At 68.6% G+C, this 20,147-nt stretch carries 18 protein-coding genes; 10 read left to right on the top strand and 8 right to left on the bottom strand.

What is annotated here, in order from left to right:
* Nucleotides 1–69: 69 nt before the first annotated feature.
* From ACVCMC_RS15960 to ppa, 6 genes are all read left to right on the top strand, one after another.
* A complete protein-coding gene (locus tag ACVCMC_RS15960; RefSeq protein WP_395120266.1) occupies nucleotides 70–1,347 on the top strand; it encodes a 6-phosphofructokinase in 1,278 nt (425 codons plus the stop codon).
* A 160-nt stretch (nucleotides 1,348–1,507) separates the two neighbouring features.
* Entirely contained in the window at nucleotides 1,508–1,957 is a 450-nt protein-coding gene (locus tag ACVCMC_RS15955; protein ID WP_447098013.1) for an RcnB family protein, read from the top strand.
* Between the two features lie 162 nt (nucleotides 1,958–2,119).
* Complete coding sequence (locus ACVCMC_RS15950) at nucleotides 2,120–4,192, top strand: sodium-translocating pyrophosphatase (RefSeq protein ID WP_447098012.1); 2,073 nt, start codon at nucleotides 2,120–2,122, stop codon at nucleotides 4,190–4,192.
* Between the two features lie 190 nt (nucleotides 4,193–4,382).
* Nucleotides 4,383–6,473: a prolyl oligopeptidase family serine peptidase gene (locus ACVCMC_RS15945; protein WP_447099520.1), complete on the top strand. Its 2,091-nt coding sequence runs from the start codon at nucleotides 4,383–4,385 to the stop codon at nucleotides 6,471–6,473.
* Nucleotides 6,474–6,557: 84 nt separating this feature from the next.
* Complete coding sequence (locus ACVCMC_RS15940; RefSeq protein ID WP_447098011.1) at nucleotides 6,558–7,412, top strand: 2OG-Fe(II) oxygenase; 855 nt, start codon at nucleotides 6,558–6,560, stop codon at nucleotides 7,410–7,412.
* Between the two features lie 71 nt (nucleotides 7,413–7,483).
* Nucleotides 7,484–8,029, top strand: coding sequence for an inorganic diphosphatase (ppa, locus tag ACVCMC_RS15935; protein WP_395120270.1), 546 nt, complete (start codon nucleotides 7,484–7,486; stop codon nucleotides 8,027–8,029).
* Between the two features lie 60 nt (nucleotides 8,030–8,089).
* On the opposite strand, the gene ACVCMC_RS15930 is transcribed toward ppa, so the two are convergent.
* Nucleotides 8,090–9,109 carry a DUF2333 family protein gene (locus ACVCMC_RS15930; protein WP_447098010.1) on the bottom strand — a complete coding sequence of 340 codons (1,020 nt, stop codon included), beginning with the start codon at nucleotides 9,107–9,109 and terminating at the stop codon, nucleotides 8,090–8,092.
* Nucleotides 9,110–9,322: 213 nt separating this feature from the next.
* On the opposite strand from ACVCMC_RS15930, the gene ACVCMC_RS15925 reads away from it, so the two are divergent.
* A complete protein-coding gene (locus ACVCMC_RS15925) occupies nucleotides 9,323–10,339 on the top strand; it encodes a zinc-binding alcohol dehydrogenase family protein (protein WP_447098009.1) in 1,017 nt (338 codons plus the stop codon).
* A 21-nt stretch (nucleotides 10,340–10,360) separates the two neighbouring features.
* On the opposite strand, the gene ACVCMC_RS15920 is transcribed toward ACVCMC_RS15925, so the two are convergent.
* The gene (locus tag ACVCMC_RS15920) at nucleotides 10,361–10,975 is read right to left on the bottom strand and encodes a ferritin-like domain-containing protein (protein WP_447098008.1); all 615 of its coding nucleotides are present in this window, start codon (nucleotides 10,973–10,975) and stop codon (nucleotides 10,361–10,363) included.
* Between the two features lie 110 nt (nucleotides 10,976–11,085).
* On the bottom strand, nucleotides 11,086–11,685 hold the full coding sequence (locus ACVCMC_RS15915; RefSeq protein ID WP_395136006.1) for a TetR/AcrR family transcriptional regulator: 600 nt from the start codon (nucleotides 11,683–11,685) through the stop codon (nucleotides 11,086–11,088).
* Nucleotides 11,686–12,001: 316 nt separating this feature from the next.
* On the opposite strand from ACVCMC_RS15915, the gene ACVCMC_RS15910 reads away from it, so the two are divergent.
* Nucleotides 12,002–12,661, top strand: coding sequence for a protein-L-isoaspartate O-methyltransferase family protein (locus ACVCMC_RS15910; RefSeq protein WP_395120275.1), 660 nt, complete (start codon nucleotides 12,002–12,004; stop codon nucleotides 12,659–12,661).
* Nucleotides 12,662–12,700: 39 nt separating this feature from the next.
* Nucleotides 12,701–14,119, top strand: coding sequence for a TolC family outer membrane protein (locus tag ACVCMC_RS15905; RefSeq protein ID WP_447098007.1), 1,419 nt, complete (start codon nucleotides 12,701–12,703; stop codon nucleotides 14,117–14,119).
* A 12-nt stretch (nucleotides 14,120–14,131) separates the two neighbouring features.
* Here ACVCMC_RS15905 and waaA read toward each other — a convergent pair whose 3' ends face one another.
* Nucleotides 14,132–15,400 carry a lipid IV(A) 3-deoxy-D-manno-octulosonic acid transferase gene (gene waaA / locus ACVCMC_RS15900; RefSeq protein WP_447098006.1) on the bottom strand — a complete coding sequence of 423 codons (1,269 nt, stop codon included), beginning with the start codon at nucleotides 15,398–15,400 and terminating at the stop codon, nucleotides 14,132–14,134.
* A gap of 94 nt (nucleotides 15,401–15,494) precedes the next feature.
* Between waaA and lpxL the strand changes: the two genes are divergently transcribed.
* On the top strand, nucleotides 15,495–16,412 hold the full coding sequence (gene lpxL / locus ACVCMC_RS15895) for an LpxL/LpxP family Kdo(2)-lipid IV(A) lauroyl/palmitoleoyl acyltransferase (protein ID WP_447098005.1): 918 nt from the start codon (nucleotides 15,495–15,497) through the stop codon (nucleotides 16,410–16,412).
* Nucleotides 16,413–16,496: 84 nt separating this feature from the next.
* Here the strand turns inward: lpxL and ACVCMC_RS15890 are convergent, their stop codons facing one another.
* From ACVCMC_RS15890 to ACVCMC_RS15875, 4 genes are all read right to left on the bottom strand, one after another.
* Nucleotides 16,497–17,249: a glycosyltransferase family 2 protein gene (locus ACVCMC_RS15890; RefSeq protein WP_447098004.1), complete on the bottom strand. Its 753-nt coding sequence runs from the start codon at nucleotides 17,247–17,249 to the stop codon at nucleotides 16,497–16,499.
* A complete protein-coding gene (locus ACVCMC_RS15885) occupies nucleotides 17,239–18,570 on the bottom strand; it encodes an O-antigen ligase family protein (RefSeq protein WP_447098003.1) in 1,332 nt (443 codons plus the stop codon). Before ACVCMC_RS15885 ends, ACVCMC_RS15890 begins: the two co-directional genes overlap by 11 nt.
* Before the next feature lie 56 nt (nucleotides 18,571–18,626).
* Nucleotides 18,627–19,760, bottom strand: a complete 1,134-nt coding sequence (locus tag ACVCMC_RS15880) for a glycosyltransferase (protein WP_395120281.1) — start codon at nucleotides 19,758–19,760, stop codon at nucleotides 18,627–18,629.
* A 78-nt stretch (nucleotides 19,761–19,838) separates the two neighbouring features.
* The gene (locus ACVCMC_RS15875; RefSeq protein WP_395120282.1) at nucleotides 19,839–20,048 is read right to left on the bottom strand and encodes a zinc-finger domain-containing protein; all 210 of its coding nucleotides are present in this window, start codon (nucleotides 20,046–20,048) and stop codon (nucleotides 19,839–19,841) included.
* Nucleotides 20,049–20,147 lie beyond the last annotated feature (99 nt).

The raw sequence follows: 20,147 nt of genomic DNA, 5'->3' as shown, positions 1-20,147 counted from the left end.
CAAGTATTTGTTGCATAAAAAGATTTGCCGGCACCGTTGCCACGCTTCCACTGCCCTATCGAGGATCCCATGAGCCCGAGCCGCCGTTCCCCCGCCGTCACCGGCAACCTGCTGTACGCCCAGTCCGGCGGCGTCACCGCGGTGATCAACGCCACCGCCGCCGGCGTGATCGAGGCCGCCCGCGGCAAGGGCGTGAAGGTGTACGCCGCGCGCAACGGCATCCTCGGCGCGCTGCGCGAGGAGCTGATCGACACCTCGAAGGAATCGGCCGCCGCGATCGCCGCGCTGCGCCACACCCCCGGCGGCGCGTTCGGTTCGTGCCGCTACAAGCTGAAATCGCTGGAGGACAACCGCGGCGAATACGAGCGGCTGATCGAGGTGTTCCGCGCCCACGACATCCGCTGGTTCCTCTACAACGGCGGCAACGATTCGGCCGACACCGCGCTGAAACTCTCGCAGATCGGCAAGACGCTCGGCTACGACATCCGCTGCATCGGCGTGCCGAAGACGGTGGACAACGACCTCGCCGTCACCGACTGCTGCCCGGGCTTCGGCTCGGTGGCGAAGTACACCGCGATCTCCACGCTGGAAGCCAGCCTCGACGTGGCCTCGATGGCCGAGACCTCGACCAAGGTGTTCATCCTCGAAGTGATGGGCCGCCACGCCGGCTGGATCGCCGCCGCGGCGGGCCTCGCCGGCGACGATGCGGACGCGGCACCTCACCTCATCCTGTTCCCCGAGAACGCGTTCGACGAGGCGGCGTTCCTGGCCAAGGTGCAAGCCACCGTCGAACGGGTGGGCTGGTGCACCGTGGTCGCCTCCGAAGGCGTGCGCAACGCGGCCGGCCAGTTCCTCGCCGAGGCCGGCACGCGCGACGCGTTCGGCCACAGCCAGCTCGGCGGCGTGGCGCCGGTGCTGGCCGCGCTGGTGAAGGAAAAGCTCGGCTACAAATACCACTGGGCGCTGCCGGACTACCTGCAGCGCTCGGCGCGGCATGCCGCCTCGCAGGTCGACGCCGAGCAGGCGTACGCCGTGGGCAAGGCCGCGGTCGACTACGCGTTGGCCGGGATGAACGCGGTGATGCCGGTGATCGTGCGCACGTCCGACGCGCCGTACCGCTGGAAGATCGCGCCCGCGCCGCTGGCGAAGATCGCCAACCGCGAGAAGAAGATGCCGAAGAACTTCATCAGCCGCGACGGCTTCGGCATCACCGCCGCCGCCCGCCGCTACCTCGCCCCGCTGATCCGCGGCGAGGCGCCGTTGCCCTACGGCAAGGATGGCCTGCCGCGCTACGTGCGGCTGAAGAACACGGCGGTGACGAAGAAGCTGGCGGCATTCGGGCGCTGAACTCCACGGCTTCCGTGACCGGCGTCACCGTGCTGAGCGCCACCTGAAAACCGGGGCGCCCGCATAGGCTTGCGTTCAGCCGCAGCTTCTTACGCTCCATCCTGCCCGGGTCGATCGCCGTGCCGTTACGGCCACGACCCTCCACGGGAGGAGACTTGAGATGAAACTCATCCACCGCCTGCTCATCGCCCTCGCCCTGCTCGGCACCGGCAGCATCGCGCTGGCCGCTCCCGGCCCCGGTCCGGGCGACCACGGCCGATACGACCACGACCGGGGTCACGACCGGGGTCACGACCGTGGCCACGACCGCCGCCATGACGACCGCCGCTGGCACGACGACCGCCGCCACGGCGACTGGCGCCGGCATGATGACCGCCGCTATGGCTACGGACACCGCGATTACCGCTACGCCGGCCCGCGCTATTACCCGGTGCGCCACCATCGCTGGGAACGCGGCCACCGCTACTACGGTCCGACCTACGTCGTGCGCGATTACCGCTACTACCGCCTGCGCCCGCCGCCGCGCGGCTACCACTGGGTGCGCGCGGACAACGACTACCTGCTGGTCGCAATCGCCACCGGCATCATCCTGGACTACGCCCTGCGCTGAGTCCGCACCAGGCTGACCGATCCGGGGGCCGTGCATCCGTGCACGGCCCTTTTCGCTGATGGACGGCGCTGCGCCGCACAACGGCCTGCGCCGTCGCCTCTGCCTATACTCCCCGGGACCGCCCGTTCCGGACGGCCACTTACAACCCATGGGGAGGCTCCGATGCTGCAGCAGTATGGCTGGTGGATCGTCGTTGCGTGTGCGGTGGTGGCGGTTCTGTATGGCGCGCTGTCCGCGCGCTGGATCCTGGCGAAATCGCCGGGCAACGAACGGATGCAGGAGATCGCCGCGGCCATCCAGGAAGGCGCACGCGCCTACCTCAACCGCCAGTACACCACCATCGGCCTGGTCGGCGTGGTGTTGCTGCTGCTGATCGGTTTCTTCCTCAACTGGCCGACCGCGATCGGCTTCCTGCTCGGCGCGATCCTGTCCGGGGCGGCCGGCTACATCGGCATGAACGTCTCGGTGCGCGCCAACGTGCGCACCGCCGAGGCGGCGCGCAGCGGACTCGGTGCGGCGATGGACGTGGCGTTCCGCGGCGGCGCGATCACCGGCATGCTGGTGGTCGGACTGGCCCTGCTCGGCGTGGCCGGCTACTGGCTGGTGCTCGGCCACTTCGGCGTCACCGGCGAGACCGCACTGCACGCGCTGGTCGGACTGGCCTTCGGCAGCTCGCTGATCTCGATCTTCGCGCGCCTGGGTGGCGGCATCTTCACCAAGGGCGCGGACGTCGGCGCCGACCTGGTCGGCAAGGTGGAGGCCGGCATCCCCGAGGACGACCCGCGCAACCCGGCGGTGATCGCCGACAACGTGGGCGACAACGTGGGCGACTGCGCCGGCATGGCGGCCGACCTGTTCGAGACCTACGCGGTGACGGTGATCGCCACCATGCTGCTGGCCGGTCTCACCTTCGCCGACAACCTCGCTGCCGTGCTGTACCCGCTGCTGCTCGGCGGCGTGTCGATCATCGCCTCGATCATCGCCACCTTCTTCGTCCGGGTGAAGGCCGGTGGCTCGATCATGGGCGCGCTGTACAAGGGCGTGATCGTGTCGGCGCTGCTCTCGGCGGTCGCGTTCTGGTTCGTCACCGGCAGCCTGCTGCCGCAGGGCCTGGCCGCCGGCGACGGCAGCGTCATTTCCAGCCACGCGTTGTTCCACTGCGCGCTGATCGGGCTGGTGCTGACCGGCCTGATCGTGTGGATCACCGAGTACTACACCGGCACGCAGTACAAGCCGGTGCAACACATCGCGGCGGCCTCGACCACCGGCCACGGCACCAACATCATCGCCGGCCTCGGCGTGTCGATGAAGGCGACCGCGATGCCGGTGATCGTGATCTGCGCGGCGATCTGGGGTGCCTACAGCCAGGGCGGCCTGTACGGCATCGCGATCGCCGCCACCGCCATGCTGTCGATGGCCGGCATGATCGTGGCGCTGGACGCCTACGGCCCGATCACCGACAACGCCGGCGGCATCGCCGAGATGGCCGACCTGCCGCCGGAAGTGCGCGGCGTCACCGATCCGCTGGACGCGGTCGGCAACACCACCAAGGCGGTGACCAAGGGCTACGCGATCGGCTCGGCCGCGCTGGCCGCGCTGGTGCTGTTCGCCGACTACACGCACAACCTCGACGTCGCCGCCCAGGCCAAGGCATTGGCCGCGGGCACGGCGTATTCCCCGCTGACCTTCGACCTGTCCGACCACATGGTGATCATCGGCCTGCTGATCGGCGGCCTGATCCCCTACCTGTTCGGCGCGATGGCGATGGAGGCCGTCGGCCGCGCCGCCGGCGCGGTGGTGGAGGAAGTGCGCCGCCAGTTCCGCGACATCCCCGGCATCATGCAGGGCACCGGCAAGCCGGAGTACTCGCGCGCGGTGGACATGCTGACCAAGTCGGCGATCCGCGAGATGATCGTGCCGTCGCTGCTGCCGGTGGCGGTGCCGATCGTGGTCGGCCTGCTGCTGGGGCCGAAGGCGCTCGGTGGCGTGCTGATCGGCACCATCGTCACCGGCCTGTTCGTGGCAATCTCGATGACCACCGGCGGCGGCGCCTGGGACAACGCCAAGAAGTACATCGAGGACGGCCACCACGGCGGCAAGGGCTCCGAGGCGCACAAGGCCGCGGTCACCGGCGACACCGTGGGCGACCCGTACAAGGACACCGCCGGCCCGGCGGTGAACCCGCTGATCAAGATCATCAACATCGTGGCGCTGCTGATGATCCCGCTGCTGTAACCGAAGCCATCCCATCCGGCTCGACGAAAATCCCGCTGCGGCGGGATTTTCGTTCGCCGCCACCGGCGCCCGACGGCCAGCGGCCGCATGGGATCCGCTCGATCGCCGGCAATTCCGCGCTCGCCCCCAAAGGAGAAACCTCATGCGACTGGTCTGGCTCACCCTGGCACTCGGCGTCACACTGGCGGGCATGAATCCTGCCGACGCCAGCGATACCCCAACCGCGAAAACCCCTGCCGACCAGGCCGCCACCGACGATCCCTGGCTGTGGCTCGAAGACATCCACGGCACCCGCTCGATGGAATGGGTGAAACAGGAGAACGCGCGCACGCAGGCGCGCTTCGCCAGCGACGCCAGCTTCGACAAGACACGCGACGCGATCCTGCAGGTACTCGACTCGGACGCACGCATTCCCTACGTCAACCGCATGGGCGGCGAGCTGTACAACTTCTGGCGCGACAAGACCCACCCGCGCGGCGTCTGGCGCCGCACCACCCTGGCCGAATACCGCAAGGCCGAGCCGAAATGGGAGGTGCTGCTGGACATCGACGCGCTGAACAAGGCCGAGGGCAAGCGCTGGGTGTTCAAGGGCGTGCAATGCCTCAAGCCGGCGTTCGAACGCTGCCTGGTGTCGCTGTCGCCCGACGGCGGCGACGCGGTGGCGGTGCGCGAGTTCAGCATCCCGAAGAAGGCCTTCGTGAAGGGCGGCTTCGAGCTGCCGGTGGCCAAGAGCGATGTCGGCTGGATCGACGAGGACACCATTTACGTGGGCACCGACTTCGGCCCCGGTTCGATGACCGCCTCCAGCTATCCGCGCATCGTCAAGGAGTGGAAGCGCGGCACGCCGCTGTCGGCCGCCGCGACCGTGCACGAGGGCAAGCACGACGACCTCGCGGTCAGTGCGTTCCACGACCGCACGCCGGGTTACGAGCGCGACTTCGTGTCGGTGGCCAAGGATTTCTTCCACAGCGAGCTGTTCCTGCGCCACGGCGGCAAACTGACACGCCTCGACGTGCCCACCGACGCCGATGCCAACGCCCACCGCGAATGGCTGCTGGTGCAGACGCGCTCACCATGGACGGTCGGCGGCGCCACCTATCCCTCAGGAGCGCTGCTGGCCATCCGCTTCGACGACTTCATCGCCGGCAAGCGCGAGTTCACCGTGCTGTTCAAGCCCGACCAGCACACCGCGCTGTCCAGCTACGCCTGGACCCGCAACCACCTGATCCTCGACGTGCTGGATGACGTCAAGAGTCGGCTGGAAGTGCTCACTCCGCCGCGGATGGCGGGCGCCGACGACGGCTGGCATCCCGAGGTGCTGCCGGGTGCACCGGCGCTCAGCACGGTCAGCGTGGTCGACACCGACCCCGACCACAGCGACGAGTACTGGCTCGACGTGGCCGGCTTCCTCACCCCCGCATCGCTCGAACGCGGCGTGCTGGGCAGCACGCCGGCGGAGACGATCAAGCAGGAGCCGGCGTTCTTCGACGCGTCGAAGTTCACCGTCAGCCAGCACTTCGTGACCTCGAAGGACGGCACCCGCGTACCGTATTTCGAGATCGCGCCCAAGGGCATCAAGCTGGATGGCGCCAACCGCACCCTGCTGTACGGCTACGGCGGCTTCGAAGTGTCGCTGCTGCCGCACTACAGCGGCAGCATCGGCCGCGCCTGGCTCGATCGCGGCGGCGTCTACGTGGTAGCCAACATCCGCGGCGGCGGCGAGTACGGCCCGCGCTGGCACAAGGCGGCGCTGAAGGCGAACCGCCCGCGCGCGTACGAGGATTTCGCCGCCGTCGCGCAGGACCTGATCAAGCGCGGCGTCACCTCGCCCGGGCACCTGGGCGCCGAAGGCGGCAGCAACGGTGGCCTGCTGATGGGCAACATGCTCACCATGTATCCGCAGTTGTTCGGCGCGATCGCCTGCGAAGTGCCGCTGCTGGACATGAAGCGCTATTCGCACCTCTCCGCCGGCGCGTCGTGGATGGCCGAATACGGCAACCCGGACACCGCCGACTGGAACTTCATCAAGACCTTCTCGCCGTACCAGAACGTGAAAAAAGACGGCCACTATCCGCCGGTGCTGTTCTACACCGCCACCAGCGACGACCGCGTGGGTCCGGTGCAGGCGCGCAAGATGGCCGCGAAGATGCAGGCGCAAGGCCACCCCGACGTGTGGTTCTACGAGAACCTCGAAGGCGGCCACGGCGCCGGCGCGGACAACCAGCAGTCCGCCCACATGCACGCGATGGCCTACGACTTCCTGTGGGATCAGCTGAAGTAGCGGTGACCGCCGCACGCTCGCGCGGGCGTGCGGCGAAAGTGGTCGCTGAAGTATGCTGACACGCCGATCGCAAGCCTTTCCGCCATGCCGTCACGCACCGCCATCAGCCATGAATTGCGCGAGTGGATCCTCGCCACCACACGGGCCGGCCACGGCGTGCCGGACGTGCTCAAGCTGATGAAGGACAACGGCTACGACCCGCGCCAGAGCCGCAGCATCGTCGCCGAAGTGCTGAAGCTGCCGCTGGCCGCGCTCAACGCCGGCACCACTTCGCCCGCACCGCGCGGCCTGCGCACCAGACACCCGGAGGCGCCGGCGGTCTGCGTCGACGGCCACGCCATCGGCGTGTCGCTGAGCGTCGACGAACCGCCGCTGCGCGTGCTGGAAAACATCCTGGACGACGCCGAATGCGCCGAACTGATCGAGCTGGCGCGGCCGCGGCTGGCGCGCGCGCTGACCGTCGACGACGACGGCAAACAGCAGGTGGACCAGCGCCGCACCAGCGAAGGCATGTTCTTTTCTATCGGCGAACGGCCGCTGATCGCGCGCATCGAGCAGCGCCTGGCCGGCCTGCTCGGCCTGCCGGTCAACCACGGCGAAGGGCTGCAGATCCTGCATTACCGCCCGGGCCAGGAGTACGAGCCGCATTTCGACTGGTTCGACCCCGCCTTGCCCGGCTACGACGCCATCACCCGTTCCGGTGGCCAGCGCATCGCCAGCGTGGTGATGTACCTCAACACGCCCGAACTGGGCGGCGGCACCGCCTTCCCCGAGCTGGGCCTGACCGTCACCGCGCGCCGCGGTTCGGCCGTCTATTTCGCCTACGAAGGCGGCGACCCCCGCTCGCTGCACGCCGGCCTGCCGGTGATCTGCGGTGAAAAATGGATCGCCACCAAGTGGCTGCGCGAGCGGCCCTACCGCCAGGGCGGTCGCGGCTGACAAGCGGTGCTGCGATGCAGCAGCGTTTGGCGTATCCTAGCGGACTGTTTTTCCCCCGCTTGAGGATTCCCATGGGTCTGCATCTTGTCCCCGCCGGTCGCGACGTGCCAAACGAAATCAACGTCATCATCGAGATCCCCAAGGACGCCGAGCCGGTCAAGTACGAGGTGGACAAGGAATCGGGCGCGATCTTCGTCGACCGCATCCTGTCCACGCCGATGCGCTACCCGTGCAACTACGGCTACGTGCCGGGCACCCTGGGCGGCGACGGCGACCCGCTGGACGCGGTGGTGATCCTGCCGTTGTCACTGGCCGTGGGCTCGGTGATCCGCTGCCACCCGGTCGGCATGCTGCAGATGACCGACGAGGCCGGCGCCGACGAGAAGCTGGTGGTGATTCCCTCGCCCAAGGTGTTCCCGGGCTACGCCCACATCAACGACATGAAGGGCGTCTCGCCGCACTGGCTGCAGCGCATCGGCCACTTCTTCGAACATTACAAGGATCTGGAGCAGGGCAAGTGGGTCAAGGTCGAGGGCTGGGTCGGTGCCGAAGAGGCCAAGGCCGAAATCCTGGCCGGCATCGCCCGCTACAAGGCCGAGCACGGCTCCAAGGCCTGAGCCCGAAGGCGATGCAACGCAAGAGCCCCGCCCGTGCGGGGCTCTTGCGTTGGGGCCGCATCAGCCGCGCTTGAGCAACTCGCGCAGGTCGATCAGCGCCGCATTGGCGCGCGACACGTAGTTCGCCATCACCAGAGAATGGTTGGCGAAGAAACCGAACGGCGAACCGTTCAGCACCATCGGACTGTGCAGCGGGCGCTGCGCCTCCTCCAGCTCGCGGATCACCTGTTCCAGGCTCACGTCGGCGTGCTTGGAGCGCAGGATCGGGCCGAAATCGCGCTGGATCGCCTTGAGCTGTTCCAGCAGCGTCCAGGTGTAGCCGCGTGCTTCGTAGAAGTTGTCGTCGATCTGCGTCCACGGGGTCTTGACCAGCCGGCCGCCGCCGGGCGCGGCCACGGTGGATGCGCTGACCGGATCGGAGGCGTCCACGTCGCCGATGCGGATCTGGCCCACGCTGGCGGACAGCCGCTGCGACAACGAGCCCAGCCGCGACGACACCAGCTGCAGGTAATCGGCCAGGTTGTCGGCGCGCGCGTAGAAGTGCGCATTGCTGTCGTCGGTATCGCCCAGCCGGACCAGATAGCCGTCCAGATACTTGATCGCCTTGCGGTACTGACTCTCCGAGCTGGGCAGCAGCCAGCGGTCGTTCGGGCTGTTGAGCAGCGGGTCGGCCCCGGCCAGGTCCTTGTCCTCGGTCGACTGCGTCTGCGAGCGACTGAAGTCGTTGCGCAGCGCACGCACCAGGTCGCGCGAAGCGGTCAGCGAGCCGAATTCCCAGTTCGGCAGGTTGTCCAGCAGCACGCCCGGCGGCAGCTTGTCGTTGCTGAGGTAGCCGCCGCGCTTGTCGAGCAGGGTGCGCACCGAGGCGATCAGGGTGACCGTGGTGGTGGCGCCGGTACTCACCGGCCGCTTCAATTCCTGCATCCGGGCCTGGGTGGCCGCCACCGGATCGAACAGCGCCGGCTCGGTATCCCACCACCACATCGACGCCGCGATCAGCAGCACCAGCACGGCGACCACGGCCAGGATCGCCCGGCGCAGGCCGCGGCGCGGCGCGGGGGAAGTGTCAGGGGTCAACATCGGACGGCTCCTGCGGAGGTGGCGAGCGAAGTCCGCAGCTTACAACGCGACCACCCCGGCGCTGTCGGGCGCATCTCGCTCGCGGCGGCGAGGTTCCGCCGCACAGGCTTTGCCGCGAGGCCGTGCCATCGCCGTATGCTTGCCATCGCCCGACGGCGCATCGCGCAGCGCGTTCGCTCACCGATGTTTACCCGCCGCCCCGGAGACATCCACATGAAAGCCGTCGCCCTCACCCGCTACCTGCCGATCGACGATCCGCAATCGCTGTTCGACGTGGAACTGCCCACACCCGCGCCGGGCGGGCGCGACCTGCTGGTGCGCGTCGAGGCCGTGTCGGTGAATCCGGTCGATACCAAGCTGCGCGCACCGAAGCCACACGTGGAAGCACAACCGAAAGTGCTGGGCTACGACGCCGCCGGCACGGTGGAAGCCGTTGGCAGCGCGGTGGCAGGTTTCAAGCCGGGCGATCGCGTGTATTACGCGGGCGACGTCACCCGGCCGGGCAGCAATGCGCAGTTCCAGTTGGTGGACGCGCAGTTGGCCGCGGCGATGCCGCGCAGCCTGGATTTCGCCGACGCCGCGGCGCTGCCGCTGGTGGCGATCACCGCGTGGGAGTTGCTGTTCCAGCGCATGCCGTTCGACAGCGAGCACGGCGGCGAGGGCCAGTCGTTGCTGGTCATTGGCGGCGCCGGCGGCGTCGGCTCGATCGCGATCCAGCTGGCGCGGCGCGCGGGGTTCACCGTGATCGCTACCGCCTCGCGTGCCGACAGTACCGACTGGTGCCGCGCGATGGGCGCGCAGCACGTGGTGAACCATCGACAGCCGCTGGCGCCACAACTCGCCGCGCTGGGTTTCGCGACCGTCGACGCCGCACTCAATCTCGCCGACACGGATGCCTACTGGGACGAACTCGGCGCGCTGCTGGCGCCGCAAGGCCACGTCGGCCTGATCGTGGAACCGCATGGCGCGCTGCGCATCGGCGATCCGTACAAGGCCAAATGCATCGGCATCCACTGGGAGTTCATGTTCGCCCGCGCGCGCTTCCACACGGCGGACATGGCCGAGCAGGGGCGCATTCTCGCCCGCGTGGCAGAGCGGGTGGATGCCGGCGAGTTGAGGGGCATCCGGCGCGAGACGCTGAACCCGATCAACGCGGCGAATCTGCGCGAGGCACATCGCCGGCTGGAATCGGGCAGCAGCATCGGCAAGCTGGTGCTGGCCGGCTGGTAGGGCGGCCGATCGACGGTGCCATCAGCGGCGCTTGCGGGCCACCGCTTTCCCGCCGCTGGCCCTGGTCGAGGGTGCCGGCTTGGCAGGCTCGCCCTTCTTGCCGAGCTGCTCCAGCAAGGTGTTCATGTCCTCGGCGTGCTCTTCCTCCATCGCCAGGATGCTTTCCAGCACACGGCGGGTGGTGGGGTCGGCGGTGCCCACGTAGTCGATCATCTCGCGGTAGCTGTCGATGGCGATGCGCTCGGCGACCAGGTCCTCCTTGATCATGTCGACGATGTCCTCGCCTTCGACGTAGTCGGAGTGGCTGCGCGTGAGCAGGCCCTCGGGCGACAGGTTCGGTTTGCCGTCGAGCTGGGTGATGCGCTCGGCGAGCAGGTCGGCGTGTCCCTGTTCCTCGTTGGCGTGCTGCAGGAACTCTTCCTTGATCGCCTGCGAGTGGATGCCCGAGGCCATGTAGTAGTGGTACTTGTAGCGCAGCACGCAGACGATCTCGGTGGCCAGGGCGTGATTGAGCAGGGTCACCACGGTGGCGCGGTCGGCCTTGTAGCCGGCGGTCATCGCGCCCTTGTCGATGTCCTGGCGGGCGCGTTTGCGGATGTTCTCGATGTCGCTGACGAACGGCTTGGTCTTGGCCATGGCTTGCTCCTGCGGACGGGTGGCGCCGGCTGCGATGAGCTTTCCGGCGCACGGATATCGGCAGAGCATGGGCACCGGCCCGAGAAAGCCGGGTGAAGAACTTGGCGTGGTCAGCGCGGCAGGAAGGCGCGCAGGAAGGTGTCCACGCCCGCGCGCGCGGTCGTCTCGATTTCCTGCAGGTAGCTTTCCGGGCAATTCGTGCAGCCGAACATCTGCCGCATCATCAGGTTGCCCTTGATCAGGGTGAGGAACTGCATGCTGGCCCGGCGCACGTCGTCGATGTCGAGCTTGCCGGCGTCAACCGCCTGCTGCAGCAGGCGTTCCATCAGGCCATGGGTGCGCGTGGCGCCTTCTTCCCAGATCAGCTTGCCGTAGCGCGGGTTGCCCTGGCGGCAGTCGCTGAGGATGGCGCGGAAGGTGCCCACGGTTTCGGCGTTGCAGTCCAGGTGGGCATGGGTCAGCGCCACCCGCAGCAAGGTCTCGCGGATGTCCGCCTGCGGGTCGAAGCGGTAGGTTTCCTCCGGCAGCAGGTCCTGGATGCGCGAGCGGATGACTTCGCGGAACAGGTTGTCCTTGTCGCCGAAATGGCTGTAGACGGTGAGTTTGGACACGCCGGCGTCGGCGGCGATGGCATCCATGCTGGTGCCACTGAAAGCGTTGCTGATGAACAACGCCTTGGCCGCTGCCAGGATGGCCGCACGCTTCTCCATGTCCTTCGGGCGACCGGGTCCCTGGGCTCTGATGGGCGCGCTGGTACTCATGTCCTCCACCTTCAAATACAAATGATCAGCCTTTAGTATACGCTTCGGTTTATTTATTTGCCACGCGGCGGCAATCCGGCCATGGGCGGCGGTCGATCCGATGCGCACGGCGGGGTGACGGACGTCACGCAGCGCCGATGACTTCCGGCACTTCGTGCACCGTGGCGCAGCCGTCAGGCTAGGTGCCAAGCGGCGCCGCCATTGTCGCGGCAGGTGGCAGAGCTTATCCTTCCGGGTTCTTCCGGGACAGCGCAGGCATGCACAGATGGCGATGAATTTCGAACAGGCACGCACGAACATGGTGGAGAACCAGGTGCGTCCGTGGGAGGTACTCGACGGCCGCGTGCTCGACGTCATCAGCCGCGTGCGCCGCGAGGATTTCGTCGCCGCCGAACACCGGCAGCTGGCCTTCGCCGATCTGTGCCTGCCGCTGGGCCATGGCGAGGTGATGATGAAGCCGGTGGTCGAGGGCCGCGTGTTGCAGGCGCTGGACGTGCAGGCCACCGACCGCGTGCTGGAAATCGGCACCGGCTCGGGCTATCTCAGCGCGTGCCTCGCCACCCTGTCGGCACAACTGGTCAGCGTGGACATCCATGCCGATTTCACCGCCGCCGCGAGCGAGCGGCTGCGTCACGCCGGCATCGGCAATGCCAGCCTGGTCACCGGCGAGGCGGTGCGCGCGTGGCAGCCGGATGGCTTGTTCGACGTGCTGGTGGTCACCGGCGCCGTGGCGGAAGTTCCGTCGCGCTGGCGCGCGTGGCTCAAGCCCGGTGGCCGCGCGTTCGTGGTGAGCGGACAGTCGCCGGTGCAGCGCGCCAACCTGCTGGTTCTCGAAGCGACCGGCGAACTGCGCGCGCAAGGCCTGTTCGAGACCGACCTGCCGTATCTGGTGCATGCCGAGCCGGCGCCGCGATTCGTTCTGTAGACCCCCTCCCCGACGTCCCCGATCGACACGAGGCATTCCATGCAATTGAAGCTGCTCACCCTGGCCCTGGCGCTGGCCGCCGTCTCGCTGCCCAGCCATGGCGAGGATCTGCTCGATGCCTATCGCGACGCGCGCGCCAATGACCCGGTACTGGCCCAGGCCGACGCGACGCGGCTGGCCACCGGCGAAGGCGTGCCGCAGGCGCGTGCCGGGCTGCTGCCGCAGATCGACGGTTCGCTCACCCTGCAACAGGCCAACGGCGGCCAGGGCAGCAACAGCCTGGACTTCGGTACCGGCGCCAACAGCTTCCTGTGCAGCGGCATCGCCGCCGGCAGCGGCAACTACACCTGTACCGGCCCGCTGGCGTCCAACGGCACCGCCTCCGACGGCGGCCACCTGCGCACGCGCAGCCTCAATGCCACGCTGACCCAGACCGTTTTCGACTTCAGCAAGTACGCCAACCTCAAGGCCGCGCACTCCGCCAAGGATGCGCAGGACGCGACCTACCAGGCCGCAGCGCAGGACCTGCTGGTGCGCGTCACCGCGGCGTACTTCACCGTGCTCAACGACGAGGATCAGCTGACCTTCGCCAAGGCCAACGAGGACGCGTTCAAGCGCCAGTACGACCAGGCCGACCAGCAGTACAAGGTGGGTCTGTCGGCGATCACCAACGTGTACCAGGCCAAGGCCTATTACGAGAACGCCAAGACCCAGACCATCGCGGCGCAGAACACGCTCGACAACGACCGCGAAGCCTTGCGCGTCATCACCGGCAAGCCGGTGGGCGAACTCAAGAAGCTGCGCGACGACCTGCCGATGGACGCGCCCGCGCCGAGCGATCCGCAGGCCTGGGTGAAGCAGGCGCTGGAGAACAACCCGACCTTGCAGGCGCAGCATGACAACGTGCGGACCGCCGAGCACAACATCACCGCGGCACGCTCGGGCCACCTGCCCACGATCAGCGCCAGCGTGAACTACGGCAAGAGCAGCAGTTGGTACCAGGACCCCGCGCGCATCGGTTCGGAGCGGCCGGCCTCGACCACCATCGGGCTGACCTTGAACGTGCCGATCTTTTCCGGCGGTTACACCCAGTCGCGCGTGCGCCAGTCGATCTACCAGCGCGATGCCGCCAACGACGCACTGGAACTGCAGCGCCGCCAGGTGATCCAGAACACGCTCAACTACTACCGCTCGGTGCTCGCCGGCATTTCGCAGGTGGAGTCGGGCAAGGCCTCGGTGGAGTCCGGCCAGAAGGCGCTGGAAGCCACCCGTGCGGGCTTCGAGGTCGGCACGCAGACCTTCACCGACGTGCTGCTGGCGATCCAGACCCTGACCCAGTCCGAAAGCGCCTATTCGCAGGCGCGCCACCAGTTCATCCTGAACAAGCTGCTGTTGCAGCAGGCCGCCGGCACGGCCGACTTCAAGGACATCCAGGGCATCAACGCTCTGCTGCAGTGAGGCGCTGACCGCCTACTCCTGCAGCAGCGCGTCGACCAGCTGCATGACGCGCCGCACTGCCCCGCGCTCGCGCTCGAATACCTGTCGCGCCGCCTCGCCCATCTGTCCGCGGCGCGGCGCGTCGAGCAGCAGCCGCAGCACGTGCGGGCCGAGTTGCTCGGCGGCAGCCACGCGCTCGGCGCCGCCGTCCTCGATCAGGCTGCGGATGATCTCTTCCGAATTGAAGGTGTGCGGCCCCACCAGCACCGGCACCGAGAGCGCCGCCGGCTCCAGCACGTTGTGGCCGCCGACCGGCACCAGGCTGCCACCGATGAAGGCCAGGTCCGAAGCCGCGAAGAACGGGATCAATTGCCCCATGGCGTCGATCACGAAGACCTGATGCGCGGTCGCCGGCACGCCTTCCAGGCTGCGCGTGGCGACCGTGAAACCGAGGCTGCGCACGGTGTGCTCCACCAGCCGGAAACGCTCGGGGTGGCGCGGCGCCAGCAGCAGCAGCGCATCGGGCAGGCGCTGCAGCACTTTCAGATGCGCCTCCAGCACCGCCAGTTCCTCGCCGTCGTGCGTGCTGGCCGCCATCCACACCGGCCGCCGGGGCCCCCAGTGCGCGCGCATCGCGGCGCCGGCCGCCACCGCGCCGTCCGGGATCGGCACGTCGAACTTCATGTTGCCGCTGACCAGCACCGACTGCGGATCGGCGCCCAGGAGGCGATAGCGCGCAGCATCGGTGCGCGACTGTGCGGCGATCACGCTCACGCAGCGCAGCGCCGAGGCGATCAGCGGACGCAGCGGCTTGTAGCCGCGCATCGAGCGCTCGGACAATCGTGCATTGACGATCATCAGCGGGATGCCGCGGCGGCGGCAGGCGAAGTAGAGGTTGGGCCAGATCTCGGTTTCCACGATCACCGCCAGACGCGGCCGCACGCGCTTCATGAAGCGGCGCACCGCGAACGGCAGGTCGTAGGGCAAGTACACGTGGAACACGCTGTCGCCGAACAGCTGCTGCACGCGCGCGGCGCCGGTGGGGGTGACCGTGCTGACCACCAGCGGCGCGTGGGCGTAGCTGCGCTGCAGTGCCTTGACCAGCGGCTCGGCGGCGTTGACCTCGCCCACCGATACCGCGTGAATCCACAGGCTGCCGCTGAAGCCGGGCGCGTCGAACGAGCCGAAGCGCTCCAGCCAGCGCCGGTGGTGGTGCGGCGGCGAGCGCAAGCCCCGCACCAGCAGGCGCAGCACCAGCACCGGCGTGACCAGGAACATCGCGAGGGTGTACAGGAAGCGCAACGGCCGATCCTTGCAATCAACGCGCGAGTATAGCGACAGCGCCTGAAGCAGGTTCGCGCGCGGATGGCCCGGTACAATGCCGACGATGCCCGGCATGCCCCGCCCCGAATTCACCCGATCGCTGCTCGCTCCCCGCCACTGGCCGGCATGGCTGGGGGTGGCGGCGGTGTGGCTGATCGCGCATCTGCCACAGGCGACATTGCCGTGGCTGGGGCGCCGACTCGGCGCGCTGGTGGCGCGCATTCCGTCGGCGCGACGGCGCATCGCGGCCGCCAACATCGCGCTGTGTTTCCCCGCGCTCGATCCCGCGCAGCGCGCGACACTGGTCGACGCCAACCTGCGCGACATCGGCATGATGATGGTGGAGTTCGCGCTCGGCTGGCTGGGCAGCGACCGGCGCATGGCCGCGCTGCCGACCGCCATCGAGGGGCTGGAACACCTGGAGGCGGCGCGCGCGCGCGGCAAGGGCGTGCTGCTGGTCGGCGGCCACTTCTCGCACCTGGAGCTGTGCGCGCGGCTGGTGTCGCAGCGCATCCGCATTGCCGGCATGTACCGGCGCATGGATTCGACCGTGTTCGAATGGGTGGTGCTGCGCGCGCGGCTGCGCTACGCCGCGGCGATGTTCGACAAGGACGACATCCGCGGCACGGTGAAGTACCTGCGCGCCGGCGGCACGCTGTGGTACGCGCCGGACCAGGACATGCGCAGCAAGGACACCGTGTTCGTGCCGTTCTTCGGCGTGCCGGCGGCGACCATCACCGCCACCCACCACCTGGCGCGGCTGTCCGGCGCGGTGGTCATCCCGTTCTTCCACCGCCGCCTGCCCGACGGGTCGGGTTACGTCCTGCGCCTGGGTGCGCCGCTGGAGGATTTCCCCGGCGCGGACGTGCTGGAGGACACCGCCCGCGTCAACGCCTGCATCGAGCAGATGGTGCGCGAGGCGCCGGAGCAGTACCTGTGGGTGCACAAGCGCTTCAAGACCCGCCCTCCGGGCGCCGCCGCCATCTACTGATCCGTTCGGCAGCCGGATGCCCGGCGGCGCTCGACCAGGTACAGCCGCATGCCTGCGTCCCGAGCGGCGATCGAGCTGGCCGGATCAGTCCCGCGGCCGCCGTTGCTCGTACAGCTTGGCGTACTTCAGGAACGCGTAGAACGCGTGGATGCGCGCGGCGATGAAGCCGGCCCAGCCGGAGCGCCAGTGTCCACGCAGCACGTAATAACGAAGAAACGCCACCGTCGGATACGCCACCATGCGCAAGCGCAGCCAGCTCACCCGTCGCCCGGCCAGATCGGCCTGTTGCAGGCTGGAGTAGCGGTTCGCCTTGACCACGCGGCCGGCGATGTCGGGCTCGCCATGGTGATCGATGACCGCGTCGAGCACGCCCACCGGGCCGTCCACCTGCACTTCCTCGTGCACCTCGTGGCCGCTCATGCGCGCACGCTGCCGGTCGAACAGGCGCACGTAGTGGTTGAGCCGGCCGCGCCGCGACTGCCAGCGCCAGAACTGCCACTCGCGCCGCCACAACTGGTAACCCGCATGGGCCGGCTCGCACAGCGCCTGCTGCAGGCATGCGGCGGCATCCGCATCCAGCGATTCATCCGAGTCCAGCAGGAGCACCCAGCGATGGCTGGCGAGGTCGATCGCCGCCTGCTTCTGGGCGCTGTAGCCGGCGAACGGCTGCGCGTGGATGCGCGCGCCGTAGTGCGCGGCGATCGCCGTGGTGGCATCGCTCGAGCCCGAGTCCAGCACCACGATCTCGTCGGCCCAGCTCACCCCGCGCAGGCAGGCGTCGAGCGTGTCGGCGCTGTTGAACGTGGTCACCACCACCGACAGCGGCTCACGCCCCATCGGGCGTTCCCTGAGGGGGTTCTGCGTTTAGGAGTCCGGCACGGATGCCGGGCTCTTCGTTGCCGGCAGAGATGCCGGCAACGAACAAACTGGCGCACCACAGCCCGAGCAGCCAGGCGAACAGCAGCCCCCACCAGGCCGAGTAGAACGCCAGGTGCGAGTTCAGCGGAAACAGCATCACGCCCAGCGCCAGGCTGGCGGGGAACGCGCGTGCGCGCGCCGCCGCGCCCACCCGCCGCCATGCCCGCCACGCCAGACCCGCCGCGGCCAGCCACAGCGCCAGCCCGAGCAGGCCGGTATTGGTGAGGATCTCCAGCAGCAGCTGGTGCGGATGGCAGGCGCCTTCGCCGACGCCGCACGCTTCGGCCGACACCACGAAGTGGTCGTCGGCCGGCGCGAACTGCGGATAGGCGTAGCGGAATCCGCGCACGCCCACGCCGTTGACCGGATGCGCCGCGGTCATCGCCACGCCGACCTGCCAGATATCGAGCCGGCCGCTGAGCGCCGTGTCCACCGACTGATCGGTACCCTGCAACACCAGCAGGCTGCGCGCCATCCGGTCATGGAAGCGCGCCGAGGTATTCCATGCCACCACGCCAGCCAGTGCCAGCAGCAGCGCCGCCGCCCCGCACCACAACGAGAAGCGCCACAGCGTGCGCGCCTCCTGCCAGGCGAAACCCGCCAGCACCAGCACGTAGCACAGCCACGCCGAACGCGAGCCGGCCAGCAGCACCGGGCCGAGCACCAGCACTGCGGCCAGCACCAACCCCGGCCGCCCCCAGCGCTGCCGCGCTGCCCACAATGCGAACGGCGAGAGCACCGCCAGGCTCGGGCCCAGTTTCAGGTTGTCGGCGCCGAAAATGCCCGAGACCCGAAAGGCCTCGGGATGGCCGCCCAGACTCCAGCCGGTGAACGCCTGCACCCACGCATCCGCACACCACAGCGCCAGCACCGCGGCGACCGCCTTGTACAAAGCGTGCAGTTTGGCCTCGCGACGGATCGCGAAGCACGCGTACAGGCCCAGCGGAACGTAACGCAGCGTGGCGGCCACCGTGCTCCAGCTCTTGCCGGGACGAATCGCGTCCAGCGCGGAAAACAACGCCGCCGCCACATACGCTCCCAGCAGCCACAGCAGCAGCTGCGCGCCGGGGTGCTGGCGCAGTGCGGCCGGGTCGCGTGCAAACAGCATGATCACGCCGAGCAGGCACAGCAGCGTGCCCAGCTCCGAACTGCGACCGAACGGCAGCAACGCAATCACCAGCCAGAACGGCAGCAAGGGGGAACGCAGCGCGGCCTTGAGTGAACTGCCGAAGGTCGTCATGGGTGGGCCAGGCGGGAACCAGCCCGCATTGTAGGCGCGCCGCGACGCCTGGCGCGTCAGCCCTGCGGCTGGCTCACTTCGTCGTACAACGCCAGCGTGGATTGCTGCATGTCGCTGAGCCGGTAGCTCTGCAGCGGCGAGATCGGAGGCGCCACCCGCAGCAATTCGGCCGCGCGTTCGACCAGCCGCTCGCGATCGCCCAGCGGCACGCGGCCGGCAGGGTACAGCTCGGCCAGCAATTCGCCGACGCCGCCATGGGCGTAGCCGAGCACCGGCCGGCACAGCGACAGCGCCTCGATCACCGTGCGCCCGAAGGTCTCGGGCTTGTTCGACAACTGCAGCACCAGCGCCGACAGCGCGTAGATGTCGCGGATGTCATCGCGCGGCGGCGACAGCACCACCTGCGAGGTCACCCCGCGCAAGCGGATCAGCTCCTGCAGCTCGGCCACGTAGGCCTCGCGGCCGGGCTCGACCACGCCCAGCAGCAGCAAGCGCGCCTCGATGCCGCGACGCTTGAGGTCGGCCAGCAATTCGATCGCGTCGTGGTGGCCCTTCAACCGCGTGCCGCGCGCGGGCATGGTCAGCAACGGCGCACCGGCGAGCGCAGGGAACTCCGCGAAGAACGCCTTCTGCCATGCATCGTCCGGCCGGTGCCCGTAGGGAAACGCATCCTGGTCGATGCCGCGCGGGATCACCCGCACCCGGCCCGGCTCCAGCCAGCGATAGTGGCTGAGCACATAGTCACGCAAGGTCTGCGACACCACGATCACGCGCTCGGCGCGCAGCAGGATCGAGCTGTAGCGGCCCGGCGAATTGAAGCCATGCACGGTGGTGATGAAGTGCGGTCGCGGGGAAATACCGCGCAGCGCCCACCAGCCCACCCACGCCGGCAAGCGCGAACGCGCGTGCACGATGTCCGGCTTCAGCTCACGCAGCAGGCGTCGCAGCGGGCCGATGCGGCCCAGGGTGGCGAGCGACTTGCGCCCCAGGTCGAGCGTGATGTGCTCGCTGCCCTCGGCCTGCAACTGCTCGACCAACCGCCCACCGGCGGAAATCACCACCGAGCGATGGCCTGCCTGCACCAGCGCGCGCGCGATCTCCAGCGCCGAACGCTCCGCACCGCCGGAATGCAGCGCGGGGATCAGCTGGACCACGGTCAGCAGCTTGGCGGGCACGACAATGCTGGACATGAGCTCGGGGCTGGCGGCTTTCATGGCAAAAAACAAGCAAAAAAAATGCCATGGCCGGCCGCCGACCGGGTCCGCTGGTCAGTCGCGCAGCACGTAATGCGCGCCACAGTAGGCGCAGGTTGACTCGCCGCCGTCATCGACGATCGGCAGGTAGACCTTCGGATGGGAATTCCACAGCACCATGCCCGGCATCGGACACGACAGCGGCAGGTCCTGCCGCGTCACTTCGTAACGATTTTCGGCATTTGCCGGCACCAGGGGCACGGTCGCGACAGCGGGGGATGACATCAGCGGACTCCGGACTGGACAGCAGGCTGCAAATGGTAGCAGGCTGGCGTTTGCTGCCGGGGCGCTCATCCGCCACGGCGCGGCCGGAAGGGGTTTCCG

The sequence above is a fragment of the Rhodanobacter sp. UC4452_H20 genome (genome assembly GCF_052978205.1).
Note: the sequence above shows the minus strand (reverse complement) of the source record. Positions and strands in the feature narration are given on the sequence as shown.